Origin of the sequence: Cyanobium usitatum str. Tous (assembly GCF_963920485.1) — a bacterium.
GTDB lineage: Bacteria > Cyanobacteriota > Cyanobacteriia > PCC-6307 > Cyanobiaceae > Cyanobium_A > Cyanobium_A usitatum_A.
Genome location: NZ_OY986431.1, coordinates 259,316 through 275,464, shown reverse-complemented (window position 1 = coordinate 275,464; position 16,149 = coordinate 259,316). Strand labels below are relative to the sequence as shown.

The window sequence follows — 16,149 nt, the reverse complement described above, 5'->3', positions numbered from 1 at the left end:
GCTGGCCCTGGATGATTCTTGTCGACACCGCCTTGCGCCAGCGCGAAAGCGAAGGGCGCCCGGTACGGGTTGGCATGTATGGAGCTGGTGCCATGGCCCGGGGCTTTGTGGCCCAGGTGTCGGCACTGGTGCCGGGCATGGAGGTGGTGGCGATCGCCAACCGCACTCTGCAAAAAGCAGCTGACGCCTATGGCTTTGCCGGCCGAGACGGAGCTGTGGCGGTTAGCAACCTGGCGGAACTGGATCGGGCGATAGCGGCTGGCACACCGGCGATCACCGACGACCCCAGCCTGCTGGCGCGCTCAGCTGGCATCGACTGTCTGATCGATATGACCGGAGCCGTGAACTTCGGCGCCGCCCGGGCGCTGGAGGCGATCGGCGAGGGCAAGCCCCTGGTGCTGATGAATGCGGAGGTGGATGCCACCGTGGGGCCGATCTTGCATGAGAAGGCACGCCGGGCGGGGGTACTGCTCAGCTGCTGCGACGGCGACCAGCCGGGCGTGGAGCTGAACCTCTGGCGCTACGTCCAGGGACTAGGGCTGACGCCGCGGGTGCTGGGCAACATCAAGGGCCTGCAGGACGAATACCGCACGCCCACCACCCAGCAGGGCTTTGCCGAGCAGTGGAACCAGGACGTGACGATGGTGACCTCATTTGCCGATGGCTCCAAGGTGAACTTCGAGCAGGCGATCGTGGCCAATGCCACCGGCTTCACGGTGGCCCAGCGGGGCATGAGCCGGCGGGAGCACCGGGGTCACATCGACGAGCTCACCGCCGCCTACGACCTTGAGCAACTGCGGGAGCTGGGCGGCTTGGTGGATTTCGTGATCGGCGCGCAACCTTCACCTGGCGTTTTCTGCCTGGCGGAGATGCCAGATGAGCGCCATGCCTCCTACCTGGCGCTCTACAAGCTGGGAGACGGACCCCTTTACAGCTTCTACCAGCCTTATCACCTCTGCTATCTGGAAGCACCGATGAGCGTGGCCCGGGCAGTGCTATTTGGCGATGCGGTGGGCCAACCGCTGGGGGCGCCGGTGGTGGAGGTGGTAGCGATCGCCAAGCGCGACCTGCAGGTGGGAGAAAGCCTGGATTCGTTTGGCCGCTACATGACCTACGGCCAGGCGGAGAAGGCGAGCGTGGTGCGGGCCGAGGGGCTGCTGCCGGAAGGGCTGGCTGAGGGCTGCCGGCTATTGCGCCCCATCGCCAAGGATCAGCCGATCCACTGGAGCGACGTGGAGGCCCCGAGCGAGCAGCTGGCGCACCAGCTTTACGCGGAGCAGCAGCAGCACTTCAAGCCGGAGTGATTCGCTGCTGGAGCAGGTCCTGGGCTGCCTCGGGGCTGTAGGGCCCGCTCAGGCGCTCGAGAAAGCCGCGGCTCCAGACGTTGACGATCACAGGTATCTGGGGCAGTTCAAGGGCCTGGGCGATGAACAGGCGATGCTTGCCTTCCAGGAACAGCACTTCGCCGCGGCCACTAACGCAAACCTCCACCTCATTGAACAGACCGAAACGCCCCATGGCGCAGCCCATGGACTGCAGCTCGGCCTGGGAGCGGTAGCCCTCACGGCGGATGCGCTCAAACAGCTCATCCCAAGCCCGGAGCTGACAGTTGCTGAAGGCCTCCCAGTTGAGCCCTTTTTCAGCGGTGCGCTGTCGGATCTCGCGCATCAGGGCCACCCCGCCGCTAGCCCGCCAGGAGCGCCCCTCCAAGAAGCGGCGGCGCAGGATCTCCACTTGGGGATCTTCCGTCAAGGGCATGCCGCGGAAGAGAAAGCGCTCCTCCACAACTGCATTGCAGAAGCGCCTCTGTCGTGGCCCGCGAAAGCGGCCGCGGGAGATGCCGGGATACACCACGCAGCCCCAGTGCTTAATAGCCCTGGGATCCACCAGGATCACGGCATTTGCGCAGTCACCGCTGAGCTCACCGAAGGGAGCCGTAAGCGACAACAGGGCCTGGTGGCGCTCGAAGCGTTCGCGCCTGGCTGCTGAAGGGTGAAGACGTTTGAGCAGTTTGCGCCTGGCCCGCTCACAGGCGCGGTGAAAGGCGGGGTTGTAGCGGTGGGTCTCAGTGGAGAGTTCCAGCAAGGCCCAGGCCTGCTCCCAATCCCCAAAGCGAATCAAGCGACGCACGCAACGGCGAAAAAAATCGGTCTGGCGGCGATCCAGGGAACGGGCACCAGCAGGAATGAGGCTGGTGAGGATTGGCTTGAACCACACCTTGCCCATGCCTGCCTTCAATGGATCGCGTTGCTGATATAGCAATCGAGATCGGCCAGGCAGCAGTCCAGGGGGGATGCCCCTGCAGCCACCTGCCGGTACCAGGCTGCGGTGCGGGCCACGGTGGTGGCGAAGTCCCAGCGGGGCTGCCAGTCGAGGCGCTGGCTGGCCTTGTCGATCACTAAGTGCAGCAGGCCGCCCTCATGGGGGGCACCTGGATCGCTGAGGTCGCGCCACTGGCCGCTCCAGTGCTGATGCAGGGCCGCGACCAGCTCGCCCACGGGCCGGTTGGCCTCCAGCTGGGGGCCGAAATTCCAGGCCTCGGCGTGGGCGGCGGGGTCGGCCGCCAGGGCTTCGGCGAGGCTGAGATAGCCGCAAAGCGGCTCAAGCACGTGCTGCCAGGGCCTGGTAGCCATGGGGTTGCGCAACACCAGCGGCTCGGCGGCGGCGCAGGCACGCATGGCATCGGGCACGATCCGATCAGCCGCCCAGTCGCCGCCGCCGATCACATTGCCGGCCCGGGCAGTGGCGATGGCGAGCTGGGGCGTCTGGTGGGGGGCGCTGCCACAGAAACTGGCCCGCCAGGAGGCGATGGCCAGCTCGGCAGCGGCCTTGCTGGCGCTGTAGGGGTCGTGGCCGCCGAGGCGATCGGTTTCGCGGTAGCCGTAGCACCACTCGCGGTTTTCATACACCTTGTCGGTGGTGACCATCACCACCGCGCAGGGGTGATCCAGGCAGCGCAAGGCCTCCAGCACATGCAACGACCCCATCACATTGGTGGCCCAGGTGCCGAGGGGATCGAGGTAGCTGCGGCGCACCAAGGGCTGGGCCGCCAGATGCAGCACCACCTCGGGGTCGGCTGCCGCCACCAGCGCAGCCAGGCCACCGGCGTCGCGGATGTCGGCGCGGCTGTCCTGCAGCTCGCCAGCCAGATCGAGGGAGCCGAAGAGGCTGGGGCTGGTGTCGGGGTCGAGGGCCACGCCAGTGACGCGGGCACCAAGCTTGAGTAGCCAGAGGGCCAGCCAGCTGCCCTTGAAGCCGGTGTGGCCGGTGAGCAGCACGCGCCGGCCGGCCCAGAAGGAAGGATCAGGGCTGCAACCAGGGCGGGGCATCAGCTCCAGAGCTTCCAGGGGGCTTGGCCACTATCCCAGAGGTCCTCGAGACGGTTGCGCTCACGCAGGGTGTCCATCGACTGCCAGAAGCCGTGGTGGCGGTAGGCACCCAGCTGGCCGCGACGGGCCAGCTCGGCAAGCACATCGGCTTCAAACAGACAGGCGTCGGAATGAATCAGATCACAGACGCTGGGCTCAAGCACCAGGAAGCCGCCGTTGATCCAGGCCTGCTCGCCGTCGGCTTTTTCCTGGAAGTTAGCGACGAGATTGTCTTCAAGATGTAGGGCGCCATAACGACCGGGGGGCTGCACAGCGGTGAGGGTGGCCTGCAACCCCTGCTGGCGGTGCTGGGCGATCAGGGCAGTCATGTCGACATCTGCTACCCCATCTCCGTAGGTGAAACAGAAGGGCTCATCGTCGAGATAGGAGCGCACGCGACCCAAGCGACCGCCGGTTTCTGTCTTGTCGCCGGTGTCAATCAGGGTGACCTTCCAGGGCTCGGTGGTGCGCTGATGCACCTCCATGTGATTGCCTACATCCATGTGGAAGGTCACATCACTGGTGTGCAGGAAATAGTTGGCAAAATATTCCTTGATCATGTAGCCCTTGTAGCCACAGCACACGATGAAATCGTTGATGCCGAAGGAGCTATATACTTTGAAAATATGCCAAAGGATGGGCATACCACCCACCTCAACTAAAGGCTTGGGACGCACCACAGTCTCCTCCGCGAGCCGAGTTCCCCTTCCTCCAGCAAGAATGACTGCTTTCAAGCGTTTCTAGCCCACAAATATGGGACTGAAAGTAGCAGAGTTAGCCCAAGTCGCTTAGGAGCAGGTGCTCTCGGATTAATGCGGTGACACGGGAATCACAAGCCGCAGCCACGCTCTGCCAATCGTCAATGTCTTGGCGGATGGGATTGAGCCGCAACAGCTCAGTTTTAAGAAAGGGGAATTGCAGCTCCTCAAGCAGCTGACGCCAACGCGTGTGGGTGACGTTGCCATGCAGACCGGCCAGGTAGAGGGCCTCCAGCTGGAAACCGGCATCAGCCAGCACCCCGCTCCAGCCCACCTCGCAGGAGCGCACCAAATCGATCTTGGTGTCCCAGATGCCGATCTGCTCCCAGAACGCCCAAAACACTGGGCTGCGCAACACCCGGGGCCGGTAGGCCACGAAGTAGCTCTGCAGATGGGAGCGAATCGCGGTGCTCTCGGTGAGGCCCACCACATCAGCCCGGCTAGCTGCTAGCCGTTCAAATATCCCGTCAACGCTGTGGAGGGGCCCATAGCAGCTGTCGTTGGTAAGGATCAGCAGGGGCACACGATCCAGCCAGCGGCGGCAGAAGGACAGCCCGGCGGCCCAGCTATCGAAGTCGTAGCCCTCGTTCTCACGCACTAGCACCACCTCACAGAGCTCGCGCAGCTGGGCCATGGCGGCACCCTGCTCCAGCAGGGCCGGCGCCGCCGAAACGAACACCAGATCGGCATGGGACCGGTAAGCCCGCAGCTGCTCCAGCACATCCGGCCGCACTAGGCCCTGGCCATCCCAGTGCACGTAGATCAGCAGTGGCCGCGTACCAGGCTGGGGCCATTGCGGCCGCACCCAGCTGTAGAGAAGCCGCTCCCGGGAGGGCGCCAGAGGTTTGGCAGGCAGGGCCATCGGCTCGAAGCGATGGGAGGCGGGGCCGAGAAAGCGTTGGTAGAGGGGATCCCCCTGCTGGAAGCGCTGCGGATAGCGCTGGCGCAGGGCGCCCGATTCCCGGGCCAGGCGGTTGCGTTTCTCGCCGGCAATGTCGTCGCCGCGGCTCTTCGACTCGGCGTGAATGATGCGCGGCTCCGGGGTGACGATCACCGCGCGTCCCTCAGCGCTGAGGCGCCAGCAGAGATCCACGTCGTTGTAGGCCACCACGAAGGATTCATCGAAGCCGCCCAGCCGGTCGAAGTCGGCCGTGCGCATCAGCAGGCAGGCGGCCGTGGCCGCCGACCACTGCTCCTGGAGCTCAAGGGCCGCGAAGGGCTCGGTCTCGACCCCGGGCCGCAACCCCTTGCCGGGCGAGAGGATGTCGTGGGGCTGGCGGGGCGCCGCGGCCAGGCCGTGGTGCTGGATCGTGCCGTCTTCAAACAGGAGCCGGGCGCTGACGGCTCCGGTGAGGGCCAGAGCGAAGGGATCGAGCAGGGCCTCAATCGGCGCCGGCGACTCAAAGCGGATGTCGTTGTTGAGAAACAGCAGGAAGTTGCCGCTGCAGTGCTGGCGAGCCCGGTTGTTGAGGTCGGCGAAGTTAAAGGGGCTGTCGTCGCGCAGCCCCAGCAGGGCAATGCCGCGCGCCGCCGCCAGGGGAGCTAGCTCGGCGGCCAGGGCAATCGCCTCCGCCTCGGTGCTGCCGTTGTCGACCAGCACCAACTCCAGGGGCATGGGGCCGGCCTGCTCCAGCAGGCTGTGCACGCAGGTGCGGGTGAGGTCGGCCTGGTCGCGGAAGGGAATGATCACCGAGACGCGCGCCTCGGCGGCTGGCGTGTAGCGCAGCTGGAAGCTGGCCTGGCGGGGGCCTGGCTGCAGCCGCCCCCCCGGGGCCAGCCAGGCCGACGCACGCCGCTGGGTGATCGCCGCCAGCTCCAGCAGCTGGTCGCCGCTGAACAGCTGACGCTGGTTAGGGGTGCTGATCGCCAGCAGGGCGGGATTGGTGCTGGGCTCGCGGCGCAGCAGGGCCTGGGGCAGGGCCGCGATGGTGCCGCCCCGCTCCAGCCACAGCAGGCCGAGATCCTTGAGCAGGGCATGGAGAGAGCCATAGCTGGGCTGGAGTTCGAGCCCGGCTAGGCCCGGGGCCGGGAGCGCCACCAGGCCCGGCAGCTGGCCGCGACTGAGCAGGCGAAAGGGGGTGGCGGGGCCGGCGAACTGGCGCTGGCCGGTGCGCTCGGGCTGCTCACACCAGAGCAGCTCTTCGTCGCTGCAGAGGAGCTGCTCTGGCTGCCAGGCCAACCCGGCAGCCAGGTGCTGCCAGGCGCGGGGGGGGAGCTGATCATGGGGACCAATGAAGGCAAGCACCGGCAACAAACCATCCCCAGCCGCAGCCCCCAGCTGCCGCAGCTGGTCTACGGGGTGATCGGCCAGCTGCAACACGCCAGCCCGGACAAAACCGGCCGCGGCGGCCTGCTGACGCACCCGCCGCTGCAGCCACGCGAGGCCGAGGCCGGCCACCTGGGCCTCGCTGGCCGCCAGCACGAGCACGCCGGCGCAGGGGGTTGGGGTGAGCGGCTGCTCAAGCCGGCGCAGCAGCTCGGGCTCCAGGCGGGGCTTCTCCAGCAGCGGTGGACCCGCCAGCCAGTGGTGCAGAAAGGCCAGGATCTGCTCAGGCTGGCGGCGGGCCAGCCAATGGGCCGAAATCGCGAGCAAGGCGGGCTCGGCGCTGGGGCGGGCCGGCAGGATCTCGCGTAGCCCTTCCCGGGTCTCCCCCAGCTGGCAGAAGGGGCGGTGCGGACGGCGAGCCGCCAAGCCCCGGATCAGGGGACCCCAGGATGCCGGTGGCGGTGCGCTGCCGTTCCAGAGCAAGTAGTGCCCGCCCCCCTGCAACATCCGCTGGGCGGTATCGATCGCCAGGGCTTCGGCCCCAGCGCGGTCGGGCACCAACCGCACCCCATCCAGCGCCAGGGCCTGGCCCAGCAGGTGGCCACAGGGCTGGCCGGGCCCCTGAATCCAGATCCAGGGCTTCTCCAGCAAGGCGTCATGGCGGCTGGGAGCCCAGCGGCCCAGGGCCGACAGATCTGCCCCAGGGCTCTCCATTGCTAAGCAGTCGAGGGCGGTGCGGGCCCGCAGCCAGCCGCGACGGCCGGGGGTGAGCTGCAGCAACTGGTGGTAGTAGCGAATGTCGAGGGCGGGCAGGCCCGGATAAAGCGGCATCTCCCCACGCAGCACGCCGTTGAGGTGCTCGCTGACAAACGTCTGGAGATCGCAGCCGTGGGCCAGCTCCAGCAGCAGGGGATCGAGGTTGCTGTGGACGAGGGCGGCTGGAAAACGGGGTGCCAGTAGCAAAGCTGCCGGCAGCAGATCAAGATTCAGGTAGGCCCCATCCAAGCCGGGATGGCAGCTCGCCAGCACGGGACGCAACAGCGCCGCCGGATAGGCCTGCTGGTGCAACAGGCTGAGCACGGCGAGGGATCCAGGCAGATCGTCTGCAGCCAGAGCCTGGCGTAGGCGCCCGAGCTGGGCTGGGGATTGCATCCTGGAGCCGCGCTATAGCAAGCCTATTTAATCCACACGCTTAAGCTGAGCCTGCTTGAGATTTGCCATGTTTCGCTGGGCTTCCGCGCAGCCCCTGCCCCAGCGCCTGGAGCAGCTGCTGGAAAGGGCCGGGGCGCTGCGCTGCGATTGGGCTGAAAAAAGCAGCGACGAGGTGCTGGTGTTCCTGCCACCGCACCTGCTGCTGAGCTGCGGCAGGCTCCCCCTTGCCGGCATTGAGGCCAGCTACCGCCTGCTGCTGGAGGCGGCCGGCACGGCCGTGCTGCTCAATGGCGAGCGCCTGCTGAACCTGGACGCCGCCGAACTGGCCAGCTGGAAGCCCGGGGAGCCCCTGCCAAAGGCCTGCAGCCCGGGTGAGCCTGCCCCCCTGGAGGCGGCCCTCACCGCCGCCCTGCTGGAGGCCGAGCCGCCACTGGAGGCGGCCTACCTGGATCTCGACGCCCGCTCGGAACGGGGTGGGGCGCCGGCGGAGCTCGACTACCGGGCCCGCCTGCGCTGCAGCGACGCCCCAGGGCTGGTGGCCCACTGGAACCAGCAGCTGGAGCGGAGCCAGGCGGAGCAGGATCTGGAGCTGCTGCGCCTGCAGCTGCTGGAGGTGGAGCAGGAGTGCGAACGCCAGTTTCTGAGCGGCCGGGAAACGGCCGGCAAGCTCTCCTGGCAGCGGCGACTCAACGAGCAGGCCGCTAAACAGCTGGGGAGCTACGGCGCACTGGTGCAGCAGCTGCTCAGCCTGCAGGGCCGGCTGCTGTGAGAAGGGTTTTGGTGAGCAGCGGCACCGCCGATGCCATCAACACCAACCAGCGGCTGCGGCAGCGGATCGCCCATGGCTTCCGGGAGCTGGGGCTGGCCAGCGAGGCCTGTGCGGTGGAGCGGGTGCCCGCCCTGCTGCAGCAGGAGCGGGTGGATCTGCTGCTGATCACCGGTTCGATCGCCGATCCAAACGTGGACCTCAGCTGGCTGGTGGGGCGGGCCCGGCGGCAACAGAGCCGGGTGGCCTTCTGGCTGCACGACGACCCCTACGAATTCGACCTGCACTGGCGCCTCGACGGGCTCAACTGCCCGGTGTTCAGCAACGAACCCAACTGCCTGCCCTACTACCCGGCCAGCTGCCAGCCCCGGGCCCTGGCCCTGGCCGCCTCCCCCCTCGACGACCTACCTGGCGCCTCAGAGTACGGGCAGCCGGAGGTGGACCTGGGCTTCTGCGGGGTGGCCTTTCCGCAACGGGTGGCACTGCTGCGCCAGTTGCTGGCTGCGGGCTTCAGCCTGGCCTGCTGGGGTGATGGCTGGCCGGATGATCTCAGCGGCGCGGTGAACCTGCGACTGGGTCCGGCGGGCCTGCGCCAGCTCTACCGGCGCTGCCGCTTCGTGCTCAACCTGGGCCGGGAGGTGGCGATCGCCAACCGGCGCGACCAGATCGCCGCCTCCATGCCCGGGCCCCGCACCTTCGAGGCGGCGCTGCTGGGGGCCGTGCAGCTCCACCTGGGGCAGAGCCCGCGCATCGCCAGCTATTACTCAGCGGAGCAGGGGGTGATTCCTGCCAGCTGCATCGAGGAGATCGGCGCCCTGCTGGAGCGGGCCCGGGCCAATCCCAGCTGGCGGCGGCAACTGGGTGCAGCCGCGGCCCGGCACACCCGCCGCCACCACCTCTACCGGCACCGCTGCCACGACCTACTCGCCGCAGTGGCCGCACCGGGGGTCTGGCCATGAGGCTGCTCCTCTACGACACGGAAATGCGCACGGCCAACGGCTACCTGCCGCGGGCCATTGCCAGCGCAGCGGAGGGCCTACTGGGGACCAGCAACGTGCAGCTCTGCGATCACGCCTCGGTGGTGGCTGCAGCCGCGTCCGGTGCCTGGGACGGGCTGCTGGCCATCGGCGGCGCCGGTGCCGATCGGCACCTGCTGAGCGCCCTGATGGACACCCCCATCCCCCGGATCCTCTGGAGCACGGAGGACCCCTACGAGCGACGGCTGGTGGCGCGGGCCGAGCCGGCCTTTGATCACGTGTTCAGCAATGAGCGCCACTGCGAGGGGGCCAGCCCCCGCACCACCTACCTGCCCCTGGCCGCCGAACCCTCGCTGCAGCTGCGGCCCCTGCGGGAGCAGGACGCCGACTACAGCTACGACCTCACCTTCGTCGGCACGGCCTGGCCGAACCGGGTGGCAAGCCTGGGACGACTACTGGCCCAGCTGCCCAGCGATCTGCGCCTGCACCTAGCCCTGCCCTGGAACCGCCACATCCCTGAGCCGAAGCTGCCGGGCATCAGCGCCCTGCCCCAGCTGCGGCTGGGCATCGGCGACCTCTGCGACATCTGGAACCGCTCCCGGGTGGTGCTCAGCATCGGCCGGGAGTTTTCTAATGCCGGCGCCCAAAGCAGTGAGGCCCGGGGCAGCTCCCCGCCACCGCGGGTGTACGAAACAGCCCTGGCCGGCGGCTTCCAGGTGGCCCTGGCCGGAGCCGGCATGGACCTGGCCCCGGCCTATGGCGAGCTGATCCCCTTGGCGGCAGATGAACAGGAGGCCGCCGCCCTGATCCGCCAGCAGCTGGCCGAGCCGGAGCAGCGCATCGCCCGGGCCCGGGCCATCCAGGCCCACACCCTGGCCCACCACACCTACGCCCAGCGGCTGGCGGTGGTGCTGGAGCGCTTCGCGGCCCTGCGCCGCGAGCGCCAGTCGGCGCCGATCCACCTCAGCCAGCGCCAACCGGCAGTGCTGCATCTGGCCCACAACCTGGTGGGGCTGCGGCGCGCCGGCGGCACCGAGGCCTACATCCAGCAGCTGGCGGAACTGCAGCAGGAGCGGCGGCCAGTGTTTGCCCTAGCCCCCAAAGACCGCATGCGGCTGGCCCTGCTGGATTACGCCCAGGGACGCCCCCAGCTGCTGCGCAGCTTCAAGGTGGGCAAGATCAGCCGCTTTCCGGCCAGCCACCCGGCCTACGAGCGGGCCTTCTGCGAAGTGATCAGCAGCTGCGGAATCGGCGTGGTGCATGTGCACCATCTGATCGGCCTGCCCCTGAGCCTGCCCCTGTTTGCCAAGGCCCTGGGCTGCCGGGTGGTGGTGACCCTGCACGACTTCCACCTGGCCTGCCACCGCTACACCCTGCTCGGCCCAGAGGAGCGGTTCTGCGCCATCCACCAGAGCGAGGATTACCGGTTGCAATGCCGGCTGTGCCTGCAGGCCAGTGGCCTGGGCGGCGAGGAGCGCAGCCGCAGGCTGGCCCTGAGCCGCCGCAGCGTGGCCGCCGCCGATGTGCTGCTGGCCAGCACACCCAGCAGCGCCGCGATCATGGCGGGGGTGTATCCGGAGGTGGCCGAGCGCATCGAGGTGCTGGAGATGCTCACCCCCAACCTGCAACAGCTTGAGGCGGGCCGCCGCCGGCGCACGGCCGCGTCGTTCCAGGGGCCGCTGCAGGTGGGGGTGATCGGCAACACCATGCCCCACAAGGGCCTGGACAACCTGGTGCGGCTTATCGCTGCCAGCCACGACCAACCCTTCCAGCTGCACATTCTCGGCGCCACTCCAGAGCTGGATCAGGCCCTGGAGGAAGCCGGCCTCAGCGCCGATGCCGCCCCGATCGTGCGCTACCAGGGGGCCTACGACCGCCCCAGCCTGGTGCGGCTGCTGCAGCGGCTACACGTAACCCTGTTCCTCTCTCCCTGGCCCGAGACCTACAACATCTGCCTGGGGGAAGCGATGCGGCTAGGGGTGGTGCCGGTGGCCACCGCCGTAGGCGCCCACAACGACCGGGTGGAGCCTGGCCGCACCGGGCTGCTGGTGGCGCCGGGCGATCCCCTGGCGGTACTGAACGCCCTGCTGGAGCTTGAGGGCGACCGGGCCATGCTGGCCCGGCTCAGTGCCGGCGCAGCCGCGGTGCCGCTGCTGGATCCCCGCGAGCATGGCCAGCGGCTGGAGGAGATCTACGCCGCCCTGCACCCCTGGCGCGGCCGAGACCCCGCCCACTGCGAACTGCAGCTCGATCCCCAGCTCGATCTGGCGGCCCTGGGGGTGCGGCTGGCCCAGGATCGCTGGATCGAAGCGGGCGTGCGCTGGGACGAACCGACATGAGCAGCAAGGCCGGCATCGGCATCGCCATCACCACCTACAACCGGCGCGAGCAGCTGCTGCAGCTCGTGACCAGCCTGCGGGAGCACACCAATCCGCGGGTGCCGGTGGTGGTGTTTGACGACGGCGGCTGCGACGGCAGCCGCGAGGTGGTGGCACCCCTGGTGAGCGCCTACATCCGGGCGGAGAATCGGGGCATCACGGTGAACAAGAACCGAGCTCTGTTTTATTTCTGCCGCATCCAGCCGGTGAAGCGAGTGCTGCTGCTGGAAGACGACCTGCTGGTGACGCAACCGGGCTGGTTGAAGCTGTGGAAACGGGCCATCGACCACCACGGCCACATCAACCTGGCCCTGCCCAAGTGGTCGAAGCAAAGTCGCGAATTTCGCGGCGGCCGTGGCACCGCCCGAGACCCGGAGCGCTGGCGTCGCGTCAGCGGCTGCGCCATGGGGGCCAGTACGAAATTGATCCGCAAGCAGGTTGGCTACATCAATCCGCGCTTTGCCGGCTACGGCTACGAACACGCCGAATGGAGCGAACGCTGGATCGCCGCCGGCCATGGCGGTGCGATCACACCCAGGGGCCGGGTGTACTTCGCCCTGTCGGACGGGTTGACCCTGCAACCGGCCGAATCCCATGCCAATCCCCAGCAGATCGCCAGCAACCGGGAGGTGTTCCTGGAGCTGCGGCGCCAGGGCTACCCCCGGGCGCCGAAGCCCTGGCTGACAGCGGAGCAGCGGCGAGACTTTCTGGCACCACTGCGGGCAGGGGGGAAGCAGTGATAGCAGAGGAGTGGGCGATCAAAGCGGGCGCCGCTGGCCTGGAGCTGCGATGCCACCATCCCCGCCCGGTGCGGGCACTGCTCACTGAGATTGAGCTGCACTGGGCCGATGGCCAGCAGCAGCGGATCGAGCGGCCCAGCAACCAGCGGGGCAGCGCCTTGATCGGCCCCCTGGCGGCTAGCCGGGGCCAGCCGGAGCGGATCGAAGCACGCCTGGATCTGGACCGGGAGATGGACGGCCTGCGGCGGCTGGCCCCCTCAGGCGAGGGCCTCAAAGCGTGGCTGGCCAGCCTGCGCAGCCGGCCGCGCCGCTGGCGGGGGCTGGTGCTGGCGGCGGGTTGCGGCGACCCCAGCTTCACGGTGGCCCCGGCCTACGACGACAGCTTCCTGCCCCTGCTGCTGCGGCTGGCCCTGCTGGAGCCGGTGGAGGACCCGGCCCTGGGGGTGCTGATGGCCTTCAGCCGCAAGGGGCGCCGGCTGCACAGCTGGCTGCAGCTGCTGGGGGATGCCAGCGGCGACGATCTGGCCCTGTTGCGGCTCCCCGAGCTCGATGGGCTGGGCCGGCAGGAGCGGCTGCTGGCTCTGAGCCAGCTGGCGGGCCGCGCCCCAGGAGCCATGGGTTTCGCCGCGGCTAGCAGCATCGAACCGGTGCCGCTACTGCAGTATTGGCAGGGAGAGCCGGTGCCAGGCGACATAGAAGCCATGCTCGGAGCATGGCTGGCCCTGCTGCCGGAGCTGCAACCGCTGCGCCTCGATGCCGAGGGCGGGCTGAAATGGACCAGCGAGATTGGCGACAGCAAAGATCCCGAGCGCTTCCAGCGCTGCTGGCACCCGGCGATGCAATCAGACTTCCTGCGGGTGCTGAGCGTGGCCACCCGGGGGGGCATCTATCTCGACTGCGACACCCCCACTCCCACAGAGGACAACGCCGTGGCGCGCTGGCGGGCGCTGGCCCAGCACTGCTGGAGCGACCGCACCCTGGCCCTCTGCGTCAATGCGGTGCGCCGGCCGGGCGACTGCCGCCACTACGTGGTGAATTGCTGCCTTTGGGCACCACCGGGCCATCCATTCATGCAGCGCTGGCTGGCGGCCTACCGCCAGACCCTCGACGGCCTGGCCAGCGAGCTGGTGGGCACGCCGGGGGGCATTCACCGGCTGGGGCCAGAACTGGTGAGCCAGTTGGTGGATGAACTGCTGGCCAACCCAGAAACCCTGCTGAAGCCGCTCGACTGGCAGGGCCTGCGCCTGCCCCAGCTGGAGTGGTCGGGCTGGAAGCTGCTGCTGCTCGACACCGGGGCCTACCGCGAACTTTTCGGGGTGCCCTTTTCCTGCCACGCCAGCTATCAGAGCTGCAACGACCCGCGCGACTGGAAGCTGGGGGTACGGCCATGACGCTGCATGTGCATGTGGTGGCACATCAGGACGACTGGATGCTGTTCCACGGTGATGAGGCGGCCCGGCACCTGGCCGATCCGAGCAGGCCCGTGGTGTTCATCCACACCACCGCCGGCGATGCGGGAGAAAGCGACGGCTGGTGGGAGGCGCGGGAACTGGCCACGGTGATGGCGGTGCGGCAGCGGCTGGGCAATCCGCCGCTGCTGATCAGCCGGCCGAAGGTGAAAGGCCACGGCCTGCAGCGCTACAGCTGCGGCCACGCGGTGCTCTACTTCCTGCGCTGCGCCGATGGCGGCAAACAGGGCAGGGGGTTTGACGTGCACCGCCACCGTTCCCTGAGCCGCCTGCGCGATCAGGGCAAAGCGCTGCCGGCGGTGGATGGCTCCAGCCGCTACCGCAGCTGGGATGACCTCTGCTCCACCCTGGCGCGCATCGTGGTGCGTGAGCGCCGAGCCCATCACCCCCGGGTGCTGGCAACCGCCACCTGGATCCACTGCGGCGACTACGCCGCCAGCACCAATCCCGGCGACCATGCCGATCACCAGGCCACCGCGGAAGCCGTGCGCCAATTTGCAGCGGCTAAGGGCTACGGCAGAGCCTGGTTTCTCACGTACTGCAGCCGCGATCAGCCCGCCAATCTCAGCCCGGCCGAAGCGGCGGCCAAACTGCAGCTGTTCCGCCACTACGGCGAAGAACTCGGGCGGCTGATGGGTGCGGCAGCCGGGCTCAATGCCGACGAGTGGGCCTGGTGGGGATTGAAGAGCTATGCGCGCTACCAACAGCCCGGGAGCAACGATCCGCCCCGCCCTGATCCCGCCTAGCCGATCGCCCGGATCCAATGCTGATCAGTTTGCTTGTAGGCCAGATCTGCTGGCTCGCGAGCGGAGATCACCTGATCATTCACCAAGCCAAGGCCGAACCGGTTGGTGCGCAGTTGCACCAGGCCGGGAGCCAGGCGAGCCACCTGAACCGGATCGGGATTGGTGGAGAAAAGATGACGCAGGCAGTAGTTGTATTTATCCGGGCCAAAGGTATTCATCACCGTGTTGACATGCCTGCGTAGGCGCCGGAAATCGAGCCTCACCCCGCTGCGGGCCGCAAGCGCAAAGAAGGGGCAGCCCTGACGCGCCAGGAAAAAGCAATTCGAGATAGTGGGACGTTCCGACCGGATGAAGAGAGCACTGTGGCCGGTGTGCAGGAGCACCTTCAAGGCCGAGGCAGACGACAAGCCTGGTGCCAGATCGGCATCTAGATAGAGGCAGTCACGCTGCGAGGCATAGGCCAGCCGGAACACATCGGCTTCCACCGCAACGTGAAACGCGGTTTCAAACGGCAGTTGAAAATCCGGCGCCCATTCGCTGATCCAGGCCAGTGCCGAAGAGCGGTCAAAGCACTGAATCGGATCCAGGCCCAGGCCAGTGAGCAGGATGTTCCAGGCCGCGCTGAGCGCCTGCACATCGGCGGGGGGCTCCCCCTGGCTCCAGTACTGGATCGGCTGGGGACACGCCAGCGGAGCTGGCGAAGGCATGCTGATCGCAGGCACACCGGGCACCCGCATCGGCAGAGGCATCCGGCGGCCAAAGGGGTCGTGCCACACCTGGCAGGCCTGCCAAGCCTTAATGAGCCGAGTGGTTCGCGCGTTTGAGAGATAGCGCTCACACACATCCAGCCGCATACCAGCGGCACGGCGAACGGCGAGCTCGGGCAAGGCCATCCGTTCGCGAGCCTGCTCGATCAGCTGGCGGGCTTCAGCAGGCCGCTCCAGCAGCAGCAGTTCCTCCGCGCCCCGGGCATAGCCACGCCAGCTGAGGGGTTGGCGCTGGACCAGCAAGCGGGCATAGGCCAGGGACCGCCGCCGCTGGCCGCGCAGTCGGCAGACATCACTGGCCAGGGTCAACACCTCCTTATCAGCGGGGAAGCGCCGCAGGGCGCCGGCCATGCACCACTGGGCGCGGCGGGGCTTCCCCGCCAGGAGCCACAACTCCACCTGCTGGCAGCGGTCATGGGCCATGAGCGGGCCGCAACGGGCCAGCCGCTGACAGAAGCGCAGGGCTGCCTCCCCATCGCCCATCGCCCGCCAAAGGTCCCGGGCCGCGCGCAACAGCACTGGATCAGCCGGCCGACGGTGCAGGGCTTGCCCAAGCCAAGCCTGGGCCTGCTCGCCGCGACCAAGGGCAACCAACGGGCCGCGGCGACGGCGCACCAGATCTCCAGCCAGTTGCAGCAGACGGCCGTTGCCTGGATACAGCCCCAAGGCGGCCGTCAGCCCATCAGCTGCCGCTTCCAGAGCACCGGCCTTGAGCTGCTGTTGGACGCCCCGTCGCAGAACCTTGGCCTTCAGCATCTCGCC

The 16,149-nt window shown here is 68.2% G+C and carries 12 protein-coding genes; 7 read left to right on the top strand and 5 right to left on the bottom strand.

From position 1 onward, the window contains the following. Window positions 1-11 precede the first annotated feature (11 nt). On the top strand, window positions 12-1,304 hold the full coding sequence (locus U9970_RS01460; protein WP_322764987.1) for an NAD(P)H-dependent oxidoreductase: 1,293 nt from the start codon (window positions 12-14) through the stop codon (window positions 1,302-1,304). On the opposite strand, the gene U9970_RS01455 is transcribed toward U9970_RS01460, so the two are convergent. The 4 genes from U9970_RS01455 to U9970_RS01440 are packed head-to-tail and all read right to left on the bottom strand — an operon-like array spanning window position 1,291 to window position 7,544. Beyond that, window positions 1,291-2,226 (bottom strand): hypothetical protein, encoded by a 936-nt coding sequence (locus U9970_RS01455; protein ID WP_322764986.1) that lies wholly within the window; start codon window positions 2,224-2,226, stop codon window positions 1,291-1,293. The two genes, U9970_RS01460 and U9970_RS01455, sit on opposite strands and share 14 nt — an antisense overlap. An 8-nt stretch (window positions 2,227-2,234) precedes the next feature. Continuing rightward, the gene (gene rfbG / locus U9970_RS01450; RefSeq protein WP_322764985.1) at window positions 2,235-3,329 is read right to left on the bottom strand and encodes a CDP-glucose 4,6-dehydratase; all 1,095 of its coding nucleotides are present in this window, start codon (window positions 3,327-3,329) and stop codon (window positions 2,235-2,237) included. Continuing rightward, the gene (rfbF, locus tag U9970_RS01445; RefSeq protein ID WP_322764984.1) at window positions 3,329-4,102 is read right to left on the bottom strand and encodes a glucose-1-phosphate cytidylyltransferase; all 774 of its coding nucleotides are present in this window, start codon (window positions 4,100-4,102) and stop codon (window positions 3,329-3,331) included. The genes rfbG and rfbF overlap by 1 nt, the downstream gene beginning before the upstream one ends. Window positions 4,103-4,142: 40 nt before the next feature. After that, window positions 4,143-7,544, bottom strand: a complete 3,402-nt coding sequence (locus tag U9970_RS01440) for a rhamnan synthesis F family protein (protein ID WP_322764983.1) — start codon at window positions 7,542-7,544, stop codon at window positions 4,143-4,145. Between the two features lie 67 nt (window positions 7,545-7,611). On the opposite strand from U9970_RS01440, the gene U9970_RS01435 reads away from it, so the two are divergent. The 6 genes from U9970_RS01435 to U9970_RS01410 are packed head-to-tail and all read left to right on the top strand — an operon-like array spanning window position 7,612 to window position 14,620. Continuing rightward, window positions 7,612-8,313: a hypothetical protein gene (locus U9970_RS01435; RefSeq protein ID WP_322764982.1), complete on the top strand. Its 702-nt coding sequence runs from the start codon at window positions 7,612-7,614 to the stop codon at window positions 8,311-8,313. A gap of 11 nt (window positions 8,314-8,324) precedes the next feature. Continuing rightward, window positions 8,325-9,269: a glycosyltransferase family protein gene (locus U9970_RS01430; protein WP_322764981.1), complete on the top strand. Its 945-nt coding sequence runs from the start codon at window positions 8,325-8,327 to the stop codon at window positions 9,267-9,269. Beyond that, the gene (locus U9970_RS01425) at window positions 9,266-11,626 is read left to right on the top strand and encodes a glycosyltransferase family protein (protein ID WP_322764980.1); all 2,361 of its coding nucleotides are present in this window, start codon (window positions 9,266-9,268) and stop codon (window positions 11,624-11,626) included. Before U9970_RS01430 ends, U9970_RS01425 begins: the two co-directional genes overlap by 4 nt. Further along, window positions 11,623-12,405 (top strand): glycosyltransferase family 2 protein, encoded by a 783-nt coding sequence (locus tag U9970_RS01420; protein ID WP_322764979.1) that lies wholly within the window; start codon window positions 11,623-11,625, stop codon window positions 12,403-12,405. The genes U9970_RS01425 and U9970_RS01420 overlap by 4 nt, the downstream gene beginning before the upstream one ends. Beyond that, window positions 12,402-13,796 carry a glycosyltransferase gene (locus U9970_RS01415; RefSeq protein WP_322764978.1) on the top strand — a complete coding sequence of 465 codons (1,395 nt, stop codon included), beginning with the start codon at window positions 12,402-12,404 and terminating at the stop codon, window positions 13,794-13,796. Before U9970_RS01420 ends, U9970_RS01415 begins: the two co-directional genes overlap by 4 nt. Beyond that, window positions 13,793-14,620, top strand: coding sequence for a PIG-L family deacetylase (locus tag U9970_RS01410; protein WP_322764977.1), 828 nt, complete (start codon window positions 13,793-13,795; stop codon window positions 14,618-14,620). The genes U9970_RS01415 and U9970_RS01410 overlap by 4 nt, the downstream gene beginning before the upstream one ends. Here U9970_RS01410 and U9970_RS01405 read toward each other — a convergent pair. Beyond that, on the bottom strand, window positions 14,617-16,143 hold the full coding sequence (locus tag U9970_RS01405; protein ID WP_322764976.1) for a tetratricopeptide repeat protein: 1,527 nt from the start codon (window positions 16,141-16,143) through the stop codon (window positions 14,617-14,619). The genes U9970_RS01410 and U9970_RS01405 overlap by 4 nt on opposite strands. Window positions 16,144-16,149: the final 6 nt, after the last annotated feature.

Excerpts from the sequence above, each read along its gene's own strand:
- U9970_RS01435 (WP_322764982.1), top strand. The coding sequence starts at position 7,612 with ATGTTTCGCTGGGCTTCCGCGCAGCCCCTGCCCCAGCGCCTGGAGCAG.
- U9970_RS01425 (WP_322764980.1), top strand. The coding sequence starts at position 9,266 with ATGAGGCTGCTCCTCTACGACACGGAAATGCGCACGGCCAACGGCTAC.
- U9970_RS01405 (WP_322764976.1), bottom strand. The coding sequence starts at position 16,143 with ATGCTGAAGGCCAAGGTTCTGCGACGGGGCGTCCAACAGCAGCTCAAG.
- U9970_RS01440 (WP_322764983.1), bottom strand. The coding sequence starts at position 7,544 with ATGCAATCCCCAGCCCAGCTCGGGCGCCTACGCCAGGCTCTGGCTGCA.
- U9970_RS01410 (WP_322764977.1), top strand. The coding sequence starts at position 13,793 with ATGACGCTGCATGTGCATGTGGTGGCACATCAGGACGACTGGATGCTG.
- U9970_RS01420 (WP_322764979.1), top strand. The coding sequence starts at position 11,623 with ATGAGCAGCAAGGCCGGCATCGGCATCGCCATCACCACCTACAACCGG.
- rfbG (WP_322764985.1), bottom strand. The coding sequence starts at position 3,329 with ATGCCCCGCCCTGGTTGCAGCCCTGATCCTTCCTTCTGGGCCGGCCGG.
- U9970_RS01455 (WP_322764986.1), bottom strand. The coding sequence starts at position 2,226 with ATGGGCAAGGTGTGGTTCAAGCCAATCCTCACCAGCCTCATTCCTGCT.
- U9970_RS01460 (WP_322764987.1), top strand. The coding sequence starts at position 12 with ATGATTCTTGTCGACACCGCCTTGCGCCAGCGCGAAAGCGAAGGGCGC.